General features: G+C 74.2%; 10 protein-coding genes and 1 pseudogene. 9 read left to right on the plus strand and 2 right to left on the minus strand.

Annotated features, from left to right (window positions below):
• The first annotated feature begins 92 nt into the window (after positions 1 to 92).
• The 7 genes from ABD946_RS37470 to ABD946_RS37500 all read left to right on the plus strand — a co-directional run bounded on the left by ABD946_RS37470 (position 93) and on the right by ABD946_RS37500 (position 12,237).
• Positions 93 to 3,125, plus strand: coding sequence for a helix-turn-helix transcriptional regulator (locus tag ABD946_RS37470; protein ID WP_345290222.1), 3,033 nt, complete (start codon positions 93 to 95; stop codon positions 3,123 to 3,125).
• A gap of 204 nt (positions 3,126 to 3,329) precedes the next feature.
• A complete protein-coding gene (locus tag ABD946_RS37475) occupies positions 3,330 to 6,218 on the plus strand; it encodes a putative bifunctional diguanylate cyclase/phosphodiesterase (RefSeq protein WP_345290224.1) in 2,889 nt (962 codons plus the stop codon).
• A 303-nt stretch (positions 6,219 to 6,521) separates the two neighbouring features.
• Positions 6,522 to 8,369: an acetolactate synthase large subunit gene (locus ABD946_RS37480; RefSeq protein ID WP_345290225.1), complete on the plus strand. Its 1,848-nt coding sequence runs from the start codon at positions 6,522 to 6,524 to the stop codon at positions 8,367 to 8,369.
• 36 nt (positions 8,370 to 8,405) lie between these two features.
• Positions 8,406 to 8,930 carry an acetolactate synthase small subunit gene (gene ilvN, locus ABD946_RS37485; RefSeq protein ID WP_345290226.1) on the plus strand — a complete coding sequence of 175 codons (525 nt, stop codon included), beginning with the start codon at positions 8,406 to 8,408 and terminating at the stop codon, positions 8,928 to 8,930.
• Between the two features lie 119 nt (positions 8,931 to 9,049).
• Positions 9,050 to 10,048, plus strand: a complete 999-nt coding sequence (gene ilvC / locus ABD946_RS37490) for a ketol-acid reductoisomerase (RefSeq protein WP_345290227.1) — start codon at positions 9,050 to 9,052, stop codon at positions 10,046 to 10,048.
• Between the two features lie 201 nt (positions 10,049 to 10,249).
• Complete coding sequence (gene serA / locus ABD946_RS37495; protein ID WP_345290228.1) at positions 10,250 to 11,830, plus strand: phosphoglycerate dehydrogenase; 1,581 nt, start codon at positions 10,250 to 10,252, stop codon at positions 11,828 to 11,830.
• Between the two features lie 260 nt (positions 11,831 to 12,090).
• The gene (locus ABD946_RS37500) at positions 12,091 to 12,237 is read left to right on the plus strand and encodes a hypothetical protein (protein ID WP_345290229.1); all 147 of its coding nucleotides are present in this window, start codon (positions 12,091 to 12,093) and stop codon (positions 12,235 to 12,237) included.
• 541 nt (positions 12,238 to 12,778) lie between these two features.
• On the opposite strand, the gene ABD946_RS37505 is transcribed toward ABD946_RS37500, so the two are convergent.
• On the minus strand, positions 12,779 to 12,985 hold the full coding sequence (locus tag ABD946_RS37505; protein ID WP_345290230.1) for a hypothetical protein: 207 nt from the start codon (positions 12,983 to 12,985) through the stop codon (positions 12,779 to 12,781).
• Between ABD946_RS37505 and ABD946_RS43205 the strand changes: the two are divergent.
• Positions 12,912 to 13,517 (plus strand): annotated as a pseudogene (locus ABD946_RS43205) (S8 family serine peptidase); the annotation flags it as partial. The gene ABD946_RS37505 and the pseudogene ABD946_RS43205 overlap by 74 nt on opposite strands.
• A 58-nt stretch (positions 13,518 to 13,575) precedes the next feature.
• Positions 13,576 to 15,744 carry a S8 family serine peptidase gene (locus ABD946_RS37510; RefSeq protein WP_345290232.1) on the plus strand — a complete coding sequence of 723 codons (2,169 nt, stop codon included), beginning with the start codon at positions 13,576 to 13,578 and terminating at the stop codon, positions 15,742 to 15,744.
• Positions 15,745 to 16,077: 333 nt separating this feature from the next.
• Here the strand turns inward: ABD946_RS37510 and ABD946_RS37515 are convergent, their stop codons facing one another.
• Positions 16,078 to 18,540, minus strand: a complete 2,463-nt coding sequence (locus ABD946_RS37515) for a YfhO family protein (RefSeq protein ID WP_345290233.1) — start codon at positions 18,538 to 18,540, stop codon at positions 16,078 to 16,080.
• Positions 18,541 to 18,634: the final 94 nt, after the last annotated feature.

The following is an 18,634-nucleotide window of genomic DNA, read 5'->3' on the forward strand; positions in this document are numbered from 1 at the left end:
TGCTGACAGACCGTCACAGGCCGCCGGGGCCCGGTCCGAACCGCGAGATACTCGCTCGGACCGCGTCGGCGGCCTGTGGCATGCTCGGCGCCATGGAGCAGACATCGGTGAGCCCGGTCTTCGTCGGTCGCGGCACCGAGGTCGGTGCGCTGGAGGCCGCGCTGCGCCGGGCCGACGCCGGCCAGCCCCAGGCGGTGCTGATCGGCGGCGAGGCCGGGGTCGGCAAGACCCGGCTGATCGAGGAGTTCCTGGGCACCGCCTGCCGGGGCGGCGCGGTGACCACCATGGGCGGCTGCCTGGAGGTCGGCGCCGAGGGTCTGCCGTTCGCCCCGCTGGCCACCGCGCTGCGCCGGCTGCACCGCGGGCTGGGGGCCGAACTCGAACGGGCCGCCGAGGGGATGGAGGGCCACCTCACCCGCCTGCTGCCGGAGTTCGGGGCCGACGACGCCGAGCCCAACGACGAGTTCGGCCGGGCCCGGCTCTTCGAGCACACCGCCCGGCTGTTCGAGCGGCTGTCCGACGGGCAGACCATCGTGCTGGCGGTCGAGGACCTGCACTGGTCCGACCGCTCCACCCGCGAGCTGCTCGCCTACCTGATCCGCACCCTGCACCGGGCCCGGGTGCTGATCGTCGCCACCTACCGCACCGACGACCTGCACCGCCGTCACCCGCTGCGCCCGTTCCTGGCCGAGCTGGACCGGCTGCGCACCGTGCAGCGGCTGGAGCTGGCCCGGTTCGGCCGGGCCGAGGTGGCCGCCCAGCTGGCCGGCATCCTCGGCACCGAGGCCCCCGGCCGCTCGCTGGTGGACCGCATCCACGAACGCTCCGAGGGGAACCCGTTCTTCGTCGAGGAGCTGGCCACCGCCCACCAGGAGGGCTGCCACACCGGCCTCACCGAATCGCTGCGCGACCTGCTGCTGGTCCGGGTGGAGGCGCTGCCGGACGAGACCCAGCGCGTGCTGCGGATCGCCGCCGAGGGCGGCAGCTACGTCGAGCACGGCCTGCTGGAGGCGGTGCTGGACGAGGGGGAGGAGTCGCTCACCGAGGCGCTGCGCACGGCCGTCGGCGCCAACGTGCTCCGCCCGGACACCGACGGCGAGGGGTACCGCTTCCGGCACGCGCTGGTCCGCGAGGCGGTCTCCGACGACCTGCTGCCCGGCGAGCGCTACCGGATCAACCGCCGCTACGCCACCGTGCTGGAGCAGCAGGGCGAGCTGGTCTGCGGGAACGGGCTGGACGCCCGGCTGGCCAACTACTGGTACCACGCGCACGAGCCCGCCAAGGCCCTGCCGACCGCGCTGGAGGCGGCCCGGGCGGCCCGCCGCCGCAACGCCTTCGCCGAGCAACTGCGGATGCTGGAGCGCGCCCTGGAGCTCTGGGACGAGGTGCCGGAGGAGATCCGCGACACCAGCGTCCGGCCGCACGACTGGGCGGGCACCTTCCCGGCCTGCGGCTGCGACGGCGCGCACTGCGCCGGGCTGTACCTGGTCGACGTGCTGGCCGAGGCGGTCACCGCCGCCCGCCGCAGCGGGGACCGGGACCGCGGCCTGAGCCTGGCCAAGCGGGCGCTGAAGCTGGTGGACGAGGAGGCCGAGCCGGAGCGGGCCGCCTGGTTCATGATCCAGCGCGCGCAGATGTTCGGTCACCTGCGGCGCGGGGGAGCGCAGGAGGAGATCGACCGGGCCCAGCAGTTGGTGGCCGGGCTGCGGCCCTCACCGGTGCAGGCCGAGGTGCTGGCGCTGGCGGTGGGTCACGTGATGCTGCTGGACCCGTCGGCGGGGGACATGGCGATGGCCGAGCGGGCCGTCGAGCTGGCCCGGGAGGTGGACGCCCCGATGGTCGAGCTGCACGCGCTCACCACGCTCGGCACCCTGCGGGCCAACCTGGGTGACCCGGAGGCCGGGCTGGCGCTGCTGCACGAGGCGGTCGAGCGGGCCCGGCCGGCCGGTGTGGTGGACGTGCTCTGCCGGGCGCTCAACAACCTCTCCAGCATGGAGCTCAGCCTCGGCCGGGCCGAGGAGGCCGCGGCGCTGGCCCGGGAGGGCCTGGCGGTGGCGCAGGGCAACGGCCTGCTGGCCAACACCGGCGCCATCCTGGCGGGGAACCTGGTGGAGGCGCTGCTGGTGCTCGGCCGCCGCCAGGAGGCCGAGGAGCTGCTGGCCGAGTGGGACGACTCCCGGGCCGGCACCTTCCACGCCTTCCTGGACCGACTGCGCAGTGAACTCGCGCTGGACCGGGGCGACTTGGCGGCTGCCGAGGAGCACTTCCAGCGCGCTCGGCAGGCCGGGAAGGTGGTCCAGCAGCCGCAGCACGACCTGCCGGTGGCCCGGCTGGCGATCCGGCTGGCGATGCGCGCCGGGCGTCCGCTCGACGCCAGGGCCGAACTGCTCGCCGTGCTCGACGGCTTGGCCGACCGCCCGGCCGGGGACGGACTCTCCGACGGCTGCGTCAACGGACTGCTGCCGGTGCTGGTCGAGGGGGCGGCCGCGGAGGCCGACTCGCGCGGGGTCCCGAGCGCCGACCTCGGCCGCCCGGTGGTGCTGCGGCGGATCGCCGAGGTGGCCGCCGGGCTGCGGCCCGGCACCGAGCTGCACCGGGCCTGGAGCGAGCTGCTGGCGGCCGAACTCGCCCGCGCCGAGGGCGTCGACAGCCCCGGTCAGTGGGCGGCGGCGGTCGGTTCGCTGCGCGCGCTCGGGCTGGGCTGCCCGCTCGGCCAGGCGCTCTACCGGCAGGCCGAGGCGCTGCTGGCGGAGGGCCGCCGGGAGGAGGCCGCCGGGCTGCTGCGCGAGGTGGACGAACTGGTCACCTCCGGCCGCTACCTGCGGCAGGACGCGGCCCTGCTCACCGCCCGGGCCGGCCTGGCCGCCGCCCGCCCGGCCCCGGCTCCCCGGGCCGCCGAACCGGCCGACCCGGCCGAGGAGTTCGGTCTCACCCCGCGCGAGCGCGACGTGCTGGACCGGCTCGCGCTCGGCCGGACGAACCGTCAGATCGCCGAGGAGCTCTACATCTCGCCCAAGACCGCCAGCGTGCACGTCTCGAACATCCTGGCCAAGCTCTCGGTCGGCAGCCGCGGCGAGGCCGCCGCGCTGGCCCACCGGCTCCAACTCCTCGGCCAGGGGGCCTGAGAGGCGCTCCGGGCACCCGGGCGCACGGGGGCGCGGGGCTCAGTGCGCCCCCGTGCGCTGCGGCCAACCGGGGCGATCCGTCCCGAAACGAGACACGTCGTCACCCGCCACCATTACTCTAAGTGGAGTGTGCGTGTCATTGAGTGACGGAATTGGTGTAGGGTCCGGACCGGGAACACCGGTACGGCGTGGGGGAGAGGTCGAGTGAGCTTCCGCGCGGTCCGTCTCCCCGGAGCCCTGCTGGCGGTGCTCTGCCTCGGGTACGGGGTGGGTGCCGCCCTCGGCTGGGGCTCTCCCCGACTCGCCCAGTTCATGGGGGACTTCGGCCTGGCCGGCGCCGCCCTGGCCGCCGCGCTCTCCTGCCTGCTGCACGCCTGCACCACGGCCGGCCCGGCCCGCCCGGCCTGGCTGCTGTTCGGCCTCTCCTCCTCGATGGTCGCCCTCGGGAACGGCACCTGGGGCTGGTACGAGGTGGTGCTCCGCACCGACCTGCCGCAGGACTCCCCGGCCGAGTACGCCTTCCTGCTCTTCGCCCCGCTCGCCATCACCGGCCTGCTGGTGCTGGCCCAGCGCCCGCGCACCGCCGCCGGCTGGCTCTGCCTGCTGCTGGACGGCTGGCTGGTGGCCGGCTCGCTGTTCACCCTCAGCTGGAGCCTGGCGCTCGGCCGGGTCGCGGCGGGGGAGGGGGACGACCCGCTCCGGCTGGCCCTCGGCCTCGCCTACCCCGTGCTGGACATCCTGCTGGTCAGCCTGGTGGTCGGGCTGCGCTTCCGCCGCCGGGACGGCAACCGCGCGGCGGTGCACACCGCGATGGTCGGCCTGGCCGTCACGGTGGTCTGCGACGCCCTGTTCACCTCGCCCGAGCTGCGCAGCAGTTACCACTCCGGCGGTCTGCTGGACGCCGGCTGGTTCGCCGGCAGCGTGCTGCTCGCCTGGGCCCCCTGGGCACCCCGGGCCGCCAGCGCGCCCAGCCGCCAGCACCCCTCGGTCGGCGGCGCCCCGCGCCGCCGGGTCTCCACCACCTTCAGCGCGCTCACCCCGTACGTGGCGGCCGCCGTCTGCACCGTCGGCATCCTCTACAACGCGCTCGGGGGCCACCACCTGGACCGGGTGGTGGTGGCGGCGGCCTGCACCGTCGGCCTGGCGCTGATCCTCCGTCAGGGCGTCACCCTGCTGGACAACCTCTCGCTGGCCCAGGAGCTGGCCCAGAAGGAGGCGCACTTCCGCTCGCTGGTGCAGGGCTCCAGCGACGTCATCATGATCTCCGGCGGCACCGGGGTGCTCTCCTACGTCTCCCCGGCCGCGCTCGGCGTCTACGGCCGCGACCCGGAGGACCTGGTCGGCGGGAACCTGCTCAACCTGGTCCACCCGGAGGACGTCGACCGGGTACTGGCCGAGGTCAAGCGGCTGATGAAGGGCCTGCCGGACGGCATCGGCGAGCCCTCGGCCCGGGTCGAGTGCCGGGTCCGCTCCGGCGGCGGCGAGTGGCTGCACGTCGAGTCCACCGTCAACCGGTACCGGGACGGCCTGATCCTGAACAGCCGGGACGTCACCGAACGGGTCATGCTGCAGGCGCAGTTGCAGCACAACGCGTTCCACGACCCGCTGACCGACCTGCCGAACCGGGCGCTGTTCACCGAGCGCCTGGGTGCCGCCCTGACGGGTGGCCAGGAGGGCGAGACGGTCGCGGTGCTCTTCCTCGACCTGGACGGCTTCAAGGCGGTCAACGACTCCGCCGGGCACCAGGTCGGCGACGAGCTGCTGGTGCAGGCCGCCCGCCGGCTGCAGGGCGCCGTCCGGGCCGGGGACACCGTGGCCCGGTTCGGCGGGGACGAGTTCGCCGCGCTGGTCTCCGGGCGGCTCGGCCGCGTCCAGGTGCAGGAGCTGGCCGACCGGCTGCGCTCGGCGCTCTCCGAGCCGTACTGGATCGGCGGGGCCGAGCTCGGCGTGGCCGCCAGCATCGGCATCGCCTTCGCCTCCCCGTCCCGGGACGGTCGTGACCACGGGCAGGACGGCGCGCGGGCCGACGAGCTGATGCGCGACGCGGACCTCGCGATGTACCGGGCCAAGTCCGAGGGCAAGGGTCGCGTCGTGCTCTACCACCCGGCCATGCGGGCCGAGTTGGAGCGCCGCACCGAGCTGGAGGACCGGCTGCGGCTGGCCGTCCGGGAGGGCACCTTCACCCTGCTCCACCAGCCCCTGGTGGACCTCGCCACCGGCGCCGTGACGGGCGTCGAGGCCCAGGCCAGGTGGCGCTCCGCCCAGGGCCTGCTGCTGACCCCCGCCGAGTTCCTGCGCACCGCCGAGCAGGGCGACGCGGCCACCCGCTTCGCCCGCTGGATGCTGCACGAGACGGTCACCGCGGCGGCCCGCCGGGGCGGCCCCAGGATGGTCGCCGTCCCGGTCTCGGTCCGGCTCTCGGCCGAACGGCTCTGCGCCCCCGGCATGTACGAGGCGGTGGTCGCGGTGCTGCGCGAAACCGGCCTGCCCGCCCAGCAGTTGGTGATCGAGCTGGCCCGCACCGGGCCCGACGCGCAGGCCGACGAGCTCGGCCGCCGGCTCGACGCGCTGCGCCGGCACGGCGTCTCCACCGCGGTGGCCGGCTTCGGCGCGGGCGGCGGCTCGCTCGGCGCGCTGGCCCGGCTGCCGCTCGACGCGATCAAACTGGACCGCTCGCTGGTCCAGGACGTGGCCGACTCCACCCTCACCCGCGCACTGGCCGGGCACGCGCTGCGGCTGGGCCGCGACCTCGGCCTGGTGACCTCCGCCGAGGGGGTGGACCACCCGCGCCAGGTCGCCGTCCTGCAGGAGTTGGGCTGCCGCCAGGGGCAGGGCCTGGCCTTCGCCCAGCCGCTGGACGAGCACCGGCTGCGCCGGGCGCTGCTGCGCCGGGTCTACCCGCTGCCGAGGCCGCTGGGGCCGCTCTCCGCGCGCCGCGCCTACCTGGCCGCCGACGCCCGTTCGGGTGGCCACCCGGAGGTGGCCCAGGGCCGGCCCGCGCACCACCAGAACGTCTCCGACCTGCCCGGACGCCTCCCGCTGCCCGGTCCATGGGCACGTCCGCATGATGAGACCTCCGTCCCACCTGCTTGACACTTGACCCCGCCGAGGAGGAAGGTCGGTGCCATGCGCACCCGAATTCTCGTACTTGGCGGGCGCGTCGGCTAGAGCGGGCAGCACACGCCCCGCTCGGGAGAGACCGACGCGCCACCCCTCGCATGCCCTTGGCACGAGGGGTTTTTTGTTGCACTGGAACTGTTCGAAGAGGCAATACCCCGGCCGATTCGCCCACGTACGAGCCCCTCATGCGGGCCGGGTGGACGATGGAGGCAGGACCGGCGACCGCCACCAGGTCCCTCACCTGGCGGACGGCAGAACCCGAGAAGAGACAGGCAGATGACCGAGCACGCCGCCCCCCGCCGCGGGGACACCCCGGCCGCCCACGCTCCCGCGCCCAGCGCGGCCGAGACGATGACCGGTGCGCAGTCCCTCATCCGCTCGCTCGAGGCCGTGGGCGCGGACACCGTCTTCGGCATCCCGGGTGGCGCCATCCTCCCGGCCTACGACCCGCTGATGGACTCGCAGAAGGTCCGTCACATCCTGGTCCGCCACGAGCAGGGCGCGGGCCACGCCGCCACCGGCTACGCCCAGGCCACCGGCCGGGTCGGCGTCTGCATGGCGACCTCCGGCCCGGGCGCGACCAACCTGGTCACCCCGATCGCCGACGCCTACATGGACTCCGTCCCGATGGTCGCGATCACCGGGCAGGTCGCCTCCAAGGCGATCGGCACCGACGCCTTCCAGGAGGCGGACATCTGCGGCATCACGATGCCGATCACCAAGCACAACTTCCTGGTGACCGACCCGGCCGAGATCCCCCGGGTGATCGCCGAGGCCTTCCACATCGCCGCCACCGGCCGCCCCGGCCCGGTCCTGGTCGACATCGCCAAGGACGCGCTGCAGGCCACCACCACCTTCCGCTGGCCGGTGGAGACCTCGCTGCCCGGGTACCGCCCGGTCACCAAGCCGCACGCCAAGCAGATCCGCGAGGCCGCCAAGCTGCTGGTCAACTCCAAGCGCCCGGTCCTCTACGTCGGCGGCGGCGTGCTCAAGGCCCAGGCCAGCGCAGAGCTGCGGATCCTGGCCGAGCTGACCGGCGCCCCGGTGGTCACCACCCTGATGGCGCTGGGCGTCTTCCCGGACAGCCACCCGCAGCACCTGGGCATGCCCGGCATGCACGGCTCCGTCCCGGCCGTCACCGCGCTGCAGAAGGCGGACCTGCTCTTCACCCTGGGTGCCCGCTTCGACGACCGGGTCACCGGCAAGCTGGACAGCTTCGCGCCGTTCGCCAAGGTCGTGCACGCCGACATCGACCCGGCCGAGATCGGCAAGAACCGCCCGGCCGACGTCCCGATCGTCGGTGACGCCCGCGAGGTGATCGCCGATCTGATCGTCGCCGTCCAGGCCGAGTTCGACGCCGGCCACAAGGGCGACTACACCGCCTGGTGGGAGAAGCTCAACGAGTGGAAGACCACCTTCCCGCTGGGCTACGAGGCGGCCCCCGACGGCGGGTTGTCGCCGCAGCAGGTGATCGAGCGGATCGGTCAGCTGGTCGGCCCGGACGCCATCTACGCGGCGGGCGTCGGCCAGCACCAGATGTGGGCCTCGCAGTTCATCCAGTTCGAGAAGCCGGCCACCTGGCTCAACTCGGGCGGCGCGGGCACCATGGGCTACGCCGTCCCGGCAGCGATGGGCGCCAAGGCGGGCAAGCCGGACACCGCGGTCTGGGCGATCGACGGTGACGGCTGCTTCCAGATGACCAATCAGGAACTGGTCACCTGCGCGCTGAACAACATCCCGATCAAGGTGGCCGTCATCAACAACGGCTCGCTCGGCATGGTCCGCCAGTGGCAGACCCTCTTCTACAACCAGCGCTACTCCAACACCGTGCTGCACTCCGGCCCGGAGCACGACGGCATCGAGGCGCCGGCCCAGGGCACCCGGATCCCGGACTTCGTGATGCTCTCCGAGGCGATGGGCTGCGTCGGCCTGCGCTGCGAGCGTCCCGAGGACCTGGACAAGGTGATCGAGCAGGCGATGGCGATCGACGACCGCCCGGTGGTCATCGACTTCATCGTCCACCAGGACGCCATGGTCTGGCCGATGGTGGCCGCCGGCACCAGCAACGACGAGATCCTCGCAGCCCGGGACGTGCGCCCGGACTTCGGCGACGACCTCGACTGACTGCCCTGACCAACCGATAGAGAGTCCATGACCACCATGTCCAAGCACACCCTCTCCGTCCTGGTCGAGAACAAGCCCGGCGTGCTCGCCCGCATCGCCGCCCTGTTCTCCCGTCGGGGCTTCAACATCGACTCGCTCGCGGTCGGCCCGACCGAGCACCCGGACATCTCCCGGATGACCATCGTGGTCAACGTGGAGAGCCTCCCGCTGGAGCAGGTCACCAAGCAGCTCAACAAGCTGGTCAACGTGATAAAGATCGTCGAACTCGACCAGGCCGCCGCGGTCCAGCGCGAGCTGGTCCTGGTGAAGGTCCGGGCCGACGCCGAGTCGCGCTCGCAGATCGTCGAGATCGTCCAGCTGTTCCGCGCCAAGACGGTCGACGTCTCGCCGGACGCGGTGACCATCGAGGCCACCGGCAGCTCGGACAAGCTGGAGGCCATGCTCAAGATGCTGGAGCCGTACGGCATCAAGGAGTTGGTCCAGTCCGGTCTGGTGGCCATCGGCCGCGGCGCCCGTTCGATCACGGACCGCTCGCTCCGGGCCCTGGACCGCAGCGCCTGACGCGGGCCTGACGGCCTGTCGTCTCACACCCTGAAGCACCGCCCCACACCCCCGCCGGGTCCACGTACGGTAGGACCTGCAGGACCCGGCATCACCACCACGCAAGGAGATGTGCCCCCGTGGCCGAGCTGTTCTACGAAGACGACGCCGACCTCTCGATCATCCAGGGCCGCAAGGTCGCGATCATCGGCTACGGCAGCCAGGGCCACGCCCACGCGCTGTCGCTGCGCGACTCCGGCGTCGACGTCCGGGTCGGCCTGAAGGCGGGCTCCTCCTCGAAGGCCAAGGCGGAGGAGGAGGGCCTGCGCGTGGTCACCGCCGCCGAGGCCGCCGCCGAGGCCGACGTCATCATGATCCTGGTGCCGGACCCGATCCAGGCCGACGTCTACGAGGCGGACATCGCCCCGAACCTGAAGGCCGGCGACGCGCTGTTCTTCGGCCACGGCCTGAACATCCGCTTCGGCTTCATCAAGCCCCCGGCCGACGTCGACGTCTGCATGGTCGCCCCGAAGGGCCCGGGCCACCTGGTCCGCCGCCAGTACCAGGAGGGCCGCGGCGTCCCCGCCATCGTGGCCGTCGAGCAGGACGCCACCGGCAAGGCCTTCGACCTGGCGCTCTCCTACGCCAAGGGCATCGGCGCCACCAAGGCCGGCGTCATCAAGACCACCTTCACCGAGGAGACCGAGACCGACCTGTTCGGTGAGCAGGCCGTCCTCTGCGGTGGCACCGCCGCCCTGGTCAAGGCCGGTTTCGAGACCCTGGTCGAGGCCGGCTACCAGCCGGAGATCGCCTACTTCGAGTGCCTCCACGAGCTGAAGCTCATCGTCGACCTGATGTACGAGGGCGGCCTGGAGAAGATGCGCTGGTCCATCTCGGAGACCGCCGAGTGGGGCGACTACGTCACCGGCCCGCGCATCATCACCGCCGACACCAAGGCCGAGATGAAGAAGGTCCTCGCGGAGATCCAGGACGGCACCTTCGCCAACACCTGGATCGCCGAGTACAAGGCGGGCCTGCCGAAGTACAACGAGTACAAGAACGCCGACTCCGAGCACCTGCTGGAGACCACCGGCAAGAAGCTCCGCAAGCTGATGAGCTGGGTCGACGAGAACGCGTAACCCGCTTGTACACAACGGCTGTTCCCGTCCGGGTGATTTCGCCGGACGGGAGCAGCCGCGGCGCATCACCGTCGATACACTTCCGAGTGCGCGTCAGGCCCACAGCGTCGTGCGTCTACCTACGCGGCATGCCACCTTCCCCCGCCCTGCCACGCCACCTTCGTGAGGGCCTTCGGGAACCGGACAGTTAAGGACACTGTCGTGAGCAAATCCGTCGTTCTGATCGCCGAAGAGCTGTCCCCCGCCACCGTCGACGCACTGGGCCCGGACTTCGAGATCCGCCACTGCAACGGCGCGGACCGCACCGAGCTGCTGACCGCCATCGCGGACGTGGACGCCATCCTGATCCGCTCCGCCACCAAGGTGGACGCCGAGGCGCTGGCCGCCGCCAAGAAGCTCAAGGTGGTCGCCCGCGCGGGCGTCGGCCTGGACAACGTGGACGTCTCCGCCGCCACCAAGGCCGGCGTGATGGTCGTGAACGCCCCGACCTCCAACATCGTCACCGCCGCCGAGCTCGCCTGCGGTCTGCTGATCTCGGTCGCCCGCAACATCGCGCCCGCCAACGCCGCGCTCAAGCAGGGCGAGTGGAAGCGCAACAAGTACACCGGCGTCGAGCTGAGCGAGAAGACCCTCGGCGTGGTCGGCCTCGGCCGGATCGGCGTGCTGGTCGCCCAGCGGATGTCCGCCTTCGGCATGAAGATCGTCGCCTACGACCCCTACATCCAGGCCGCCCGCGCGGCCCAGATGGGCGTCAAGCTGCTCTCGCTCGAGGAGCTGCTGGAGGTCTCCGACTTCATCACCGTGCACCTCCCCAAGACCCCCGAGACGATCGGCCTGATCGGCGACGAGGCGCTGCACAAGGTCAAGCCGAGCGTGCGCATCGTCAACGCCGCCCGCGGCGGGATCGTGGACGAGGCCGCCCTGGCCTCCGCGCTGCGCGACGGCCGGGTGGCCGGCGCCGGCCTGGACGTCTACGCCAAGGAGCCGTGCACCGACTCCCCGCTGTTCGCCTTCGACAACGTGGTGGCCACCCCGCACCTGGGCGCCTCCACCGACGAGGCGCAGGAGAAGGCCGGCATCGCCGTCGCCAAGTCGGTCCGCCTGGCCCTCGCGGGCGAGCTGGTGCCGGACGCCGTCAACGTCCAGGGCGGCGTGATCGCCGAGGACGTCCGCCCGGGCCTGCCGCTGGCCGAGAAGCTCGGCCGGATCTTCACCGCGCTGGCCGGCGAGGTGGCCGTCCGCCTCGACGTCGAGGTCCGCGGCGAGATCACCCAGCACGACGTCAAGGTGCTCGAACTCTCCGCCCTGAAGGGCGTGTTCGAGGACGTGGTGGCGGAGACGGTGTCCTACGTCAACGCCCCGCTGTTCGCCCAGGAGCGTGGCGTCGAGGTCCGCCTCACCACCTCCAGCGAGTCCCCCGAGCACCGCAACGTGATCACCGTGCGCGGCACCCTCTCGGACGGCTCGGAGATCGCCATCTCCGGCACCCTCTCCGGTCCGAAGCAGACCCAGAAGATCGTCGGCGTGGACGCCTTCGACGTGGACGTGGCGCTCACCGACCACATGGCCTTCTTCAAGTACGAGGACCGCCCCGGCGTGGTCGGCACCCTCGGCCGCATCCTCGGCGACGCCGGCATCAACATCGCGGGCATGCAGGTCGCCCGCGACGGCTCCGAGGCGCTCGCCTCGATCACCGTGGACAGCGAGGTCTCGCAGGAGGTCCTGACCGAGATCTCCAAGGCGATCGGCGCCCAGTTCTCCCGCGCCGTGAACCTCGGCTGACAGCGCGTCAGAGGGCCCGGTCCGCCTCGGCGGACCGGGCCCTCTTGCGTCTCCCGGGTGAGTCCCGTCTCAGATACTAGGAAATCCAACTATCCGTGCAGACAGGACCCGCCCGGCGTCGTACCGTGAAGGAGTCATACGGTGTGCCACCCCTCCAACGAGGGCGCGTGGCCCGTGTGCCCGTACGCACCATGGCAGGCGACCCCTGGCCGGCGTACCCGAAATCCCTCACCCCACGCGCACGTCCCAAGGAGTTCGGTATGCCCGCCACCGCAGACCGCCACGCCCCCGCCGCCGAGACCGCCGCCCCCCGCCGCCGTCGCCGTGCCCAGTCCGACCCCCGTGCCAACGCCGCCCTGCAGCGCTCGCTGGACCGCCGCGACAACGGCGGCTCGACCGGGCACTGAGCCGGTTGGTGCGCCGGGTCGCGCCGCAGGTCACGGGCGCTGCGCCGAACGCCTGACGATCCGTCACCCACAGGAGTGCAACAGCGACTCCAAGGGGGGACGGTGCTCGCCGGACCCGGCGCGATGATCCTAATTTGGTGCCTCCGGAAGGGTGATCGAGCTCCGCACGGCGCGGGCCTACCGCAACCCCTGCCGGGGGAGACAGGCCCTTGCGCACCAGCACCCTCGTCCGGCTCGGCACCCTGCTGCTGACCGGCTCGCTCGCCCTCGCCGCCGTACCGCTCTCCGGTGCGGCGGCCGAGCGCGCTTCGACCGACCCCGACCCGGCGGGCCGCCGCAGCGTCCTGCTGGAACTCGACACCGAGACCGCCGCCACCGCCTGGCAGCAGGCCACCGAGCAGGCCAGGCGGCAGCTCCGCAGCCCCGAGGCGGTCCGCCGGGCCGGGGCCGAGGCCGGCGCCGAACGGCGCCGGGCCACCGACCGGGCGGCCGGCCAACTCGCCGCCGCCCTAAGGCGTTCGGTCCCCGCCGCCCACGAGCTCTACCGCACCCACACCCTGCTCTCCGGGGTCGCGGTGAACGTGCCCGCCGCCGCGGTGCCCGGGCTCGCCCGGCTGCCCGGGGTACGGGCGGTGCACCCGATCGCGCTCAAGGAGCGGGTCAACTCGTACTCGGTGCCGCTGACCGGCGCCCCCGCGGTCTGGTCCGGAGCCGGGGCCACCGGCTCCACCGGACGGGGCGTCAGCATCGGCATCATCGACTCCGGCCTGGACTACACCCACGCCGACTTCGGCGGCCCCGGCACCGAGGAGGCCTTCAAGGCCGTCGACGGCGCCAAGCCCGCGCCGGCCGGCCTCTTCCCGACCGAGAAGGTCTTCGGCGGCAAGGACCTGGTCGGCGACGCCTACGACCCCTCCTCGGACGAGGGCAGCCACCCGGTGCCCGACGACAACCCGCTGGACTGCGCGCTCAACGGCCACGGCACCCACGTGGCCGGCACCGCCGCCGGCCTCGGCGTCACCTCCTCCGGCGCCACCTACCGCGGCCCGTACCGGCCCGGGCTGGACCCGGCCGGCTTCAAGGTCGGCCCCGGCGCGGCCCCCGAGGCCCGGCTCTACCCGATCCGGGTGTTCGGCTGCTCCGGCTCCACCGACCAGCTCACCGAGGCGCTCGACTTGGCCGCCGACCCGGACCAGGACGGCGACCTGACGGACCGTCTGGACGTCGTCAACCTCTCGCTCGGCAGCCCCTTCGGCGGCCCCGACGACGCCGACGCCCTCACCGCCGACCGGCTCGCCGCACTCGGCACCGTGGTGGTCGCGGCGGCCGGCAACGAGGGTGACGTCCACGCCATCGGCGGCAGCCCCCGGCACCGCCCCCCGGGTGCTCACCGTGGCCGCCTCGGTCGACCCGCACGGCGACGCCGACGGCCTGCGGGTGCTGGCCCCCGAGGCCCTGGCCGGACTCGTCCCCGCGCACTGGAGCGCCAAGTACCAGCACTGGGACGACCGCGAGGTGCAGGGCCTGCTCGCCCTGCCCGCCGACCAGTCGGACGGCTGCAAGCCCTTCTCCGCCGCCGACGCCGCCCGGCTCAAGGACCGGATCGCGGTCCTCGCCTGGAGCACCCGCGAGCCCGACCGGGCCTGCGGATCGGCGCCCCGGGCCAACAACGCCGCCGACGCCGGAGCCGTCGGCACCCTGTTCGCCGCCGACGGCGACCACCTCGGCGAGATCGCCGGGAACGACCGGATCCCGGCCGCCATCCTGGCCAGGGCCGACGGCGAGCGCCTGCGCAAGGCCGCCCAGGCCGGCCCCGTCACGGTCCAACTGGCCACCCCCGGCAACCCCCTGCACGGGGCGGTGGCGCAGGACCAGCCGCAGCGCACCGACACCCTGACCTCGTTCACCTCCCGCGGCATCGGCCTGCCCGGCCTGGTCAAGCCCGACCTCGCCGCCCCCGGCGAGACCATCTGGTCCGCCAAGGTCGGCTCCGGCTCCGGCGGCATGCGCGAGGACGGCACCTCGATGGCCTCCCCGCACGTGGCCGGCCTGGCCGCCCTGGTCCGCGGCGCGCACCCCGACTGGACGGCGGCCCAGGTCAAGGCCGCGCTGATGAACACCGCGGGGGACACCTGGCTGAACGACGGTCAGCGCGGCCCGGTGTACGGCCCCGAGCGCACCGGCGCCGGACGGGCCCGGGTGGACCGGGCCGTCGCCACCCCCGTGGTCGCCTACGCGGCCGGGGAGGCGGTGGACGGCGTGGTCGGCCTCTCCTTCGGCCCCGTCCCGGTCACCGGCCCCACCGAGCTCACCCGCGAGGTGGAGCTGCGCAGCTTCGCCGACCGCCCGCTGGAGTACCGCACCGGGCTACGCCGCGGCCACCGAAGTGCCCGGCGCCGCCTTCGAACTGACCCCGGGCCGGGTGACCGTCCCGGCCGGAGGCACCGCCCGGGTCAAGGTCACCCTCCGGGTGCCGGGCAGCTGGACCGCGCACCGGACCCGACCCTGGACCTGGTGCAGGGCGGCAAGGCCCGCAGCTACCGCGGCGAGCTCTCCGGCCGCCTGCTGCTCACCCCCGCCGACACCACGGCCGGCGAACTGCGGGTGCCGCTGTTCGCCGCGCCGCGCGCCGCCTCCGACCTGACGGCCGGTCAGCAGGCCCGGCTCGGCCGGAGCAGCTCGCTGCTCACCCTCACCGGCACCGCCGCACCCTCCGCGGCGGGCGGCCTGCTCTCCGCCTTCGCCCTCGGAGGCGAGGCCCCGCGCTGGCCGGACTGCCCGCCGGGCACCGCCGCCGAGCAGGACAAGACACCTGACCTCTGCGTCACCCGCCCCGGCGACCGGGCGGCCAACCTCCGGGCCGCCGGGGCCGCCAGCGACGCCCCTGCGGTCGGCGGTGAACCCCTGGAGAACGGCACCCTCTACCTGGCCGCCTCGCTCTGGGCCCCGGCGCCCACCCCCGTCGGCCAGTTCGCCGTCCGGGCCTCGCTGGACACCGACGGGGACCAGAAGGCCGACGTGGTGGTGGCCGCCGACCGGCTCAAGGGCAGCGACGTCCTGGTCGCCCGGACGCTGGACGCCAAGACCGGCGAGGAGCTGGACGTCCAGCCGCTGAACGCCCGGTGGGGCGACACCGATACCGACCTGCTCGACAGCGACACCCTGGTCCTCCCGGTCCGGCTGAACAAGCTGCCCGGCCTGCGGCAGTCCACCTCCCGGATCCGCTACGCCCTCTGGACCGGCTTCGCCGTTCCCGGCCTGCCGGACGCCAAGGAGGCGCTCTCCTCGGTCGGCCTGAAGGACGGGAAGCCCACCCTGGTGCTCGACGTCCTCAACCCGGCGCTGGACATCCGCAACGGAGCAGCCGGCCCGGCCGCCGTCGCCACCCCCGAACAGCCCGGCACCGCCCTGGAGATCCGCCGCCGCAACCCCGCCGCGGACCGGCTCCTCCTGGTCCACCACCTCAACCCGGACGGCCGCCGCAGCGAGGTGGTCCGCCTCCGCTAGGGCCCTCCGGGCGCTTCGGATCGGCAGGGCAGCTGCCCAGGGGCGCGGGGAACTGCGCGCATCGGAAGACAGCGACCCGTGTGCCGGGTACGGACAGCCACTTGCACGTGAGCCTCCGTACCCGGCACACGGGTCTCGTCCTTCCGCAGCGAGGTGGTCCGGCTTCGGTAGGGCCCTTCGGGCGACCGGCAGGGCAGCTGCCCAGGGGCGCGGGGAACTGCGCGCATCGGAAGACAGCGACCCGTGTGCCGGGTACGGACAGTCACTTGCACGTGAGCCTCCGTACCCGGCACACGGGTCTCGTCCTTCCGCCTCGCGCAGTTCCTCGCGCCCCTAACCGCCCTCCGGGCGGTTACGGTGCGGCCGCCGGCGGGCGAGCGACAGCAGGACCACGGCGGCCAGCACGGCCAGGGCCGCCGCGCTGACGGCCAGGCCGTCGGTGAGGCCCGGTGGGCGGTAGGAGCACGCGACGTCGGTGGCGGCGTCGCCGAGGGGGACGGCGATCAGGCCGAGGAGGGAGCCGGGGGCGCGTTCGGGCCCGCCGTTCACCCGGCAGGTCCAGCCCTCCACCGCCGGGGCGGCGACGACCGCGGTGCCGGCGGCCCCGACCGGCAGCTCGGCCGTCAGCGTGTGCCCGCCGGCCGTCACCCGCTCCGCCGGGGTCAGCCCCGCCACCGCCCGTTCCAGTGCCCCCGGCGCCAGACAGCCGAGCGGCAGCGCCGGCACCTGGCTCACCGCCCCGGCCCGCAGCCACACCCGGATCCGCCCGTCACCCGGCACGGCCCCGAGCAGGTGCACCGGCTCCGAGACCACCGGCTGCTGCCCCGCGCTGACGTAGGAACTCCCGAGCGCCTCCACCGTCCCGGCGAACCAGGGCCCGTAGAAGTACGCCGCCGACCCGGGGGAGCAGCTCGCCTCGAAGCCCGCCCCGCCCGCCGGCACCGACCACCCGCTGCTGCCGTGCGAGGTCGGTGCTGCGGGGCCGCCCTGAACCGGCGTCACCTGTGGCACCTCGTACAGCCCCCGCGCGTCGAGCACCGAGGCCTGCCGCGCCCACACCGAGGAGCCGTCCACCACCGGCACCCCGGCCCGCACCGTGACCAGCGGCGCCGCGGCCGTGGCCCGCTCCACCACGAACCCGCCGGCGCCGTCCGCCAGGAAGGTCCGCACGCCGAACACCGCCCGCCCCACCGGATCCGCCGGGCTGAGGGTCTGCCGCCCGCCGGCGGACCAGCCGGCCCCCAGGTCGTGCAGCAGCTCCGCCGTCACCCGCGGCAGCCGCCCGGAGCGGTAGCCGCCGCCCTGGCCGTCCAGCAGCATCGGGTCGTTGTCGGTGAAGACGTGCGGCCCGGGATCGGCCCGCCCGTCCGGCCAGTCGGCGCCCGCCCGCAGGGCCCGGTACGCCTCGCGCACCTGTCCCGCGTCGAGCTGTGACCCACCCGCCGGCGCACCCGCGTAGGCCGCGTACGCGGCCCCGGCGAGCACCGCCGCCGTGAGCCCGGCCGCCACCGGCCGTTCGGCCCGGCCCCGACCGAGCAGCCACACGCCGCCGGCCACCACCGCCCCGCCCACCGCGACCAGCAGCCAGGCGGCCCCGGTCAGCCCGCCGCCCCAGATCTGAGCGACCGTCACCACCACCGCGACCAGCGCCGCCCCGCCCGCCAGCGCGGCCGGGCCGGGCGGCCGGGAGAGCGAGACCCAGGCCGCCGTCACCAGCAGTCCGCTGAGCACGAAGGCCGCCAGGTACGGGGTGCCGGTGCCGGTGGTCAGCCCGGGGTCGTGCCAGAGCAGCACCTCCGGGCGCCAGACCAGCCCGACCCCGGTCAGGACCACCAGCACCGGCCAGCCGATCCGCTCCCGCACCGTGACCCGCCGGTTGAACGGCAGGGTGGCCACCAGGAGCAGCCCGAGCATCCCCACCGAGACGTCCGGCAGCGGCAGCCCCGGCCGTCCGCCGGGCAGCAGTTGGCCCAGGTACTCGGCGACTCCGGGCGCGCCCTGGTACCCGGTGAGCGGCCCCGGCTGGGCGGTCCGGGCAGCCTTCAGGCCCACCGTCACCACGGGGGCGGCCAGCAGTGCCCCGAGCAGTCCGGCCGAGCCGGCCCGCCAGAGCGCGCCGAGCCGGGCCCGGGCCGGACGGTCCGTCAGCACCAGCCGGAGCACCAGCACCAGCCCGGCGCCCGCCATGGCGGCCACCCCGGTCACCAGGTTCCCGGCCAGGGCGGCGGCCACCGCCAGGATGCCGACCAGCCGGTGCCGGCCGCGCAGGCACCAGTCCCCGGCCAGGCAGAGCAGCGGCAGCGAGACGGTGCCCCAGAGCCAGGCCGGCGTGGTCACCCCGTCCTGCACCACCCAGGCGCAGAGCCCGTACCCGACGCCGAGCAGCGCCCGCTGCCAGCCGGGCCCGGGGTGCAGCCGGCCGAGCAGACGGGTCATCAGGGCGGCGGCCAGGCCCAGGCTGAGCAGCGGCACCAGGAAGGCGGCGAGCGCGATCGAGCCCCGGGGGAGCACGGCGGCGGCGGGCCAGGAGAACGGGTTGGCCAGGTAGGCGGCGAGGTCGGGCAGGAACGGGGCGCCGTAGCCACTGCCCCAGTTGAACAGCAGGTCCCCGGTGGTGCCGCCGTGCAGCAGGTCCCGCAGGTGCGCGTGGTACGGCACCGACTCCGCCCCGGCCACCGCCACTGGGCCGAACGGGTACTCCTGCCGCGCGGCCACGGCGGCGGTGTAGGCCGCCGTCGTCAGCCCCGTGGACCCCAGCTCCGCACGGCGCCCGTGCGCCGATGTCCAGCCGCTCACCGACCAGGTACCCCTGACGTTCCGTCACCATTTGTCCGGATCCGAGCATAGGGTGGCGGAGGCCGGCTCCGGCCCGCCAAGCGCCGTCCGAATG

Source organism: Kitasatospora albolonga, assembly GCF_039535905.1.
In the GTDB taxonomy this organism is placed as follows: Bacteria; Actinomycetota; Actinomycetes; order Streptomycetales; family Streptomycetaceae; genus Kitasatospora; species Kitasatospora albolonga.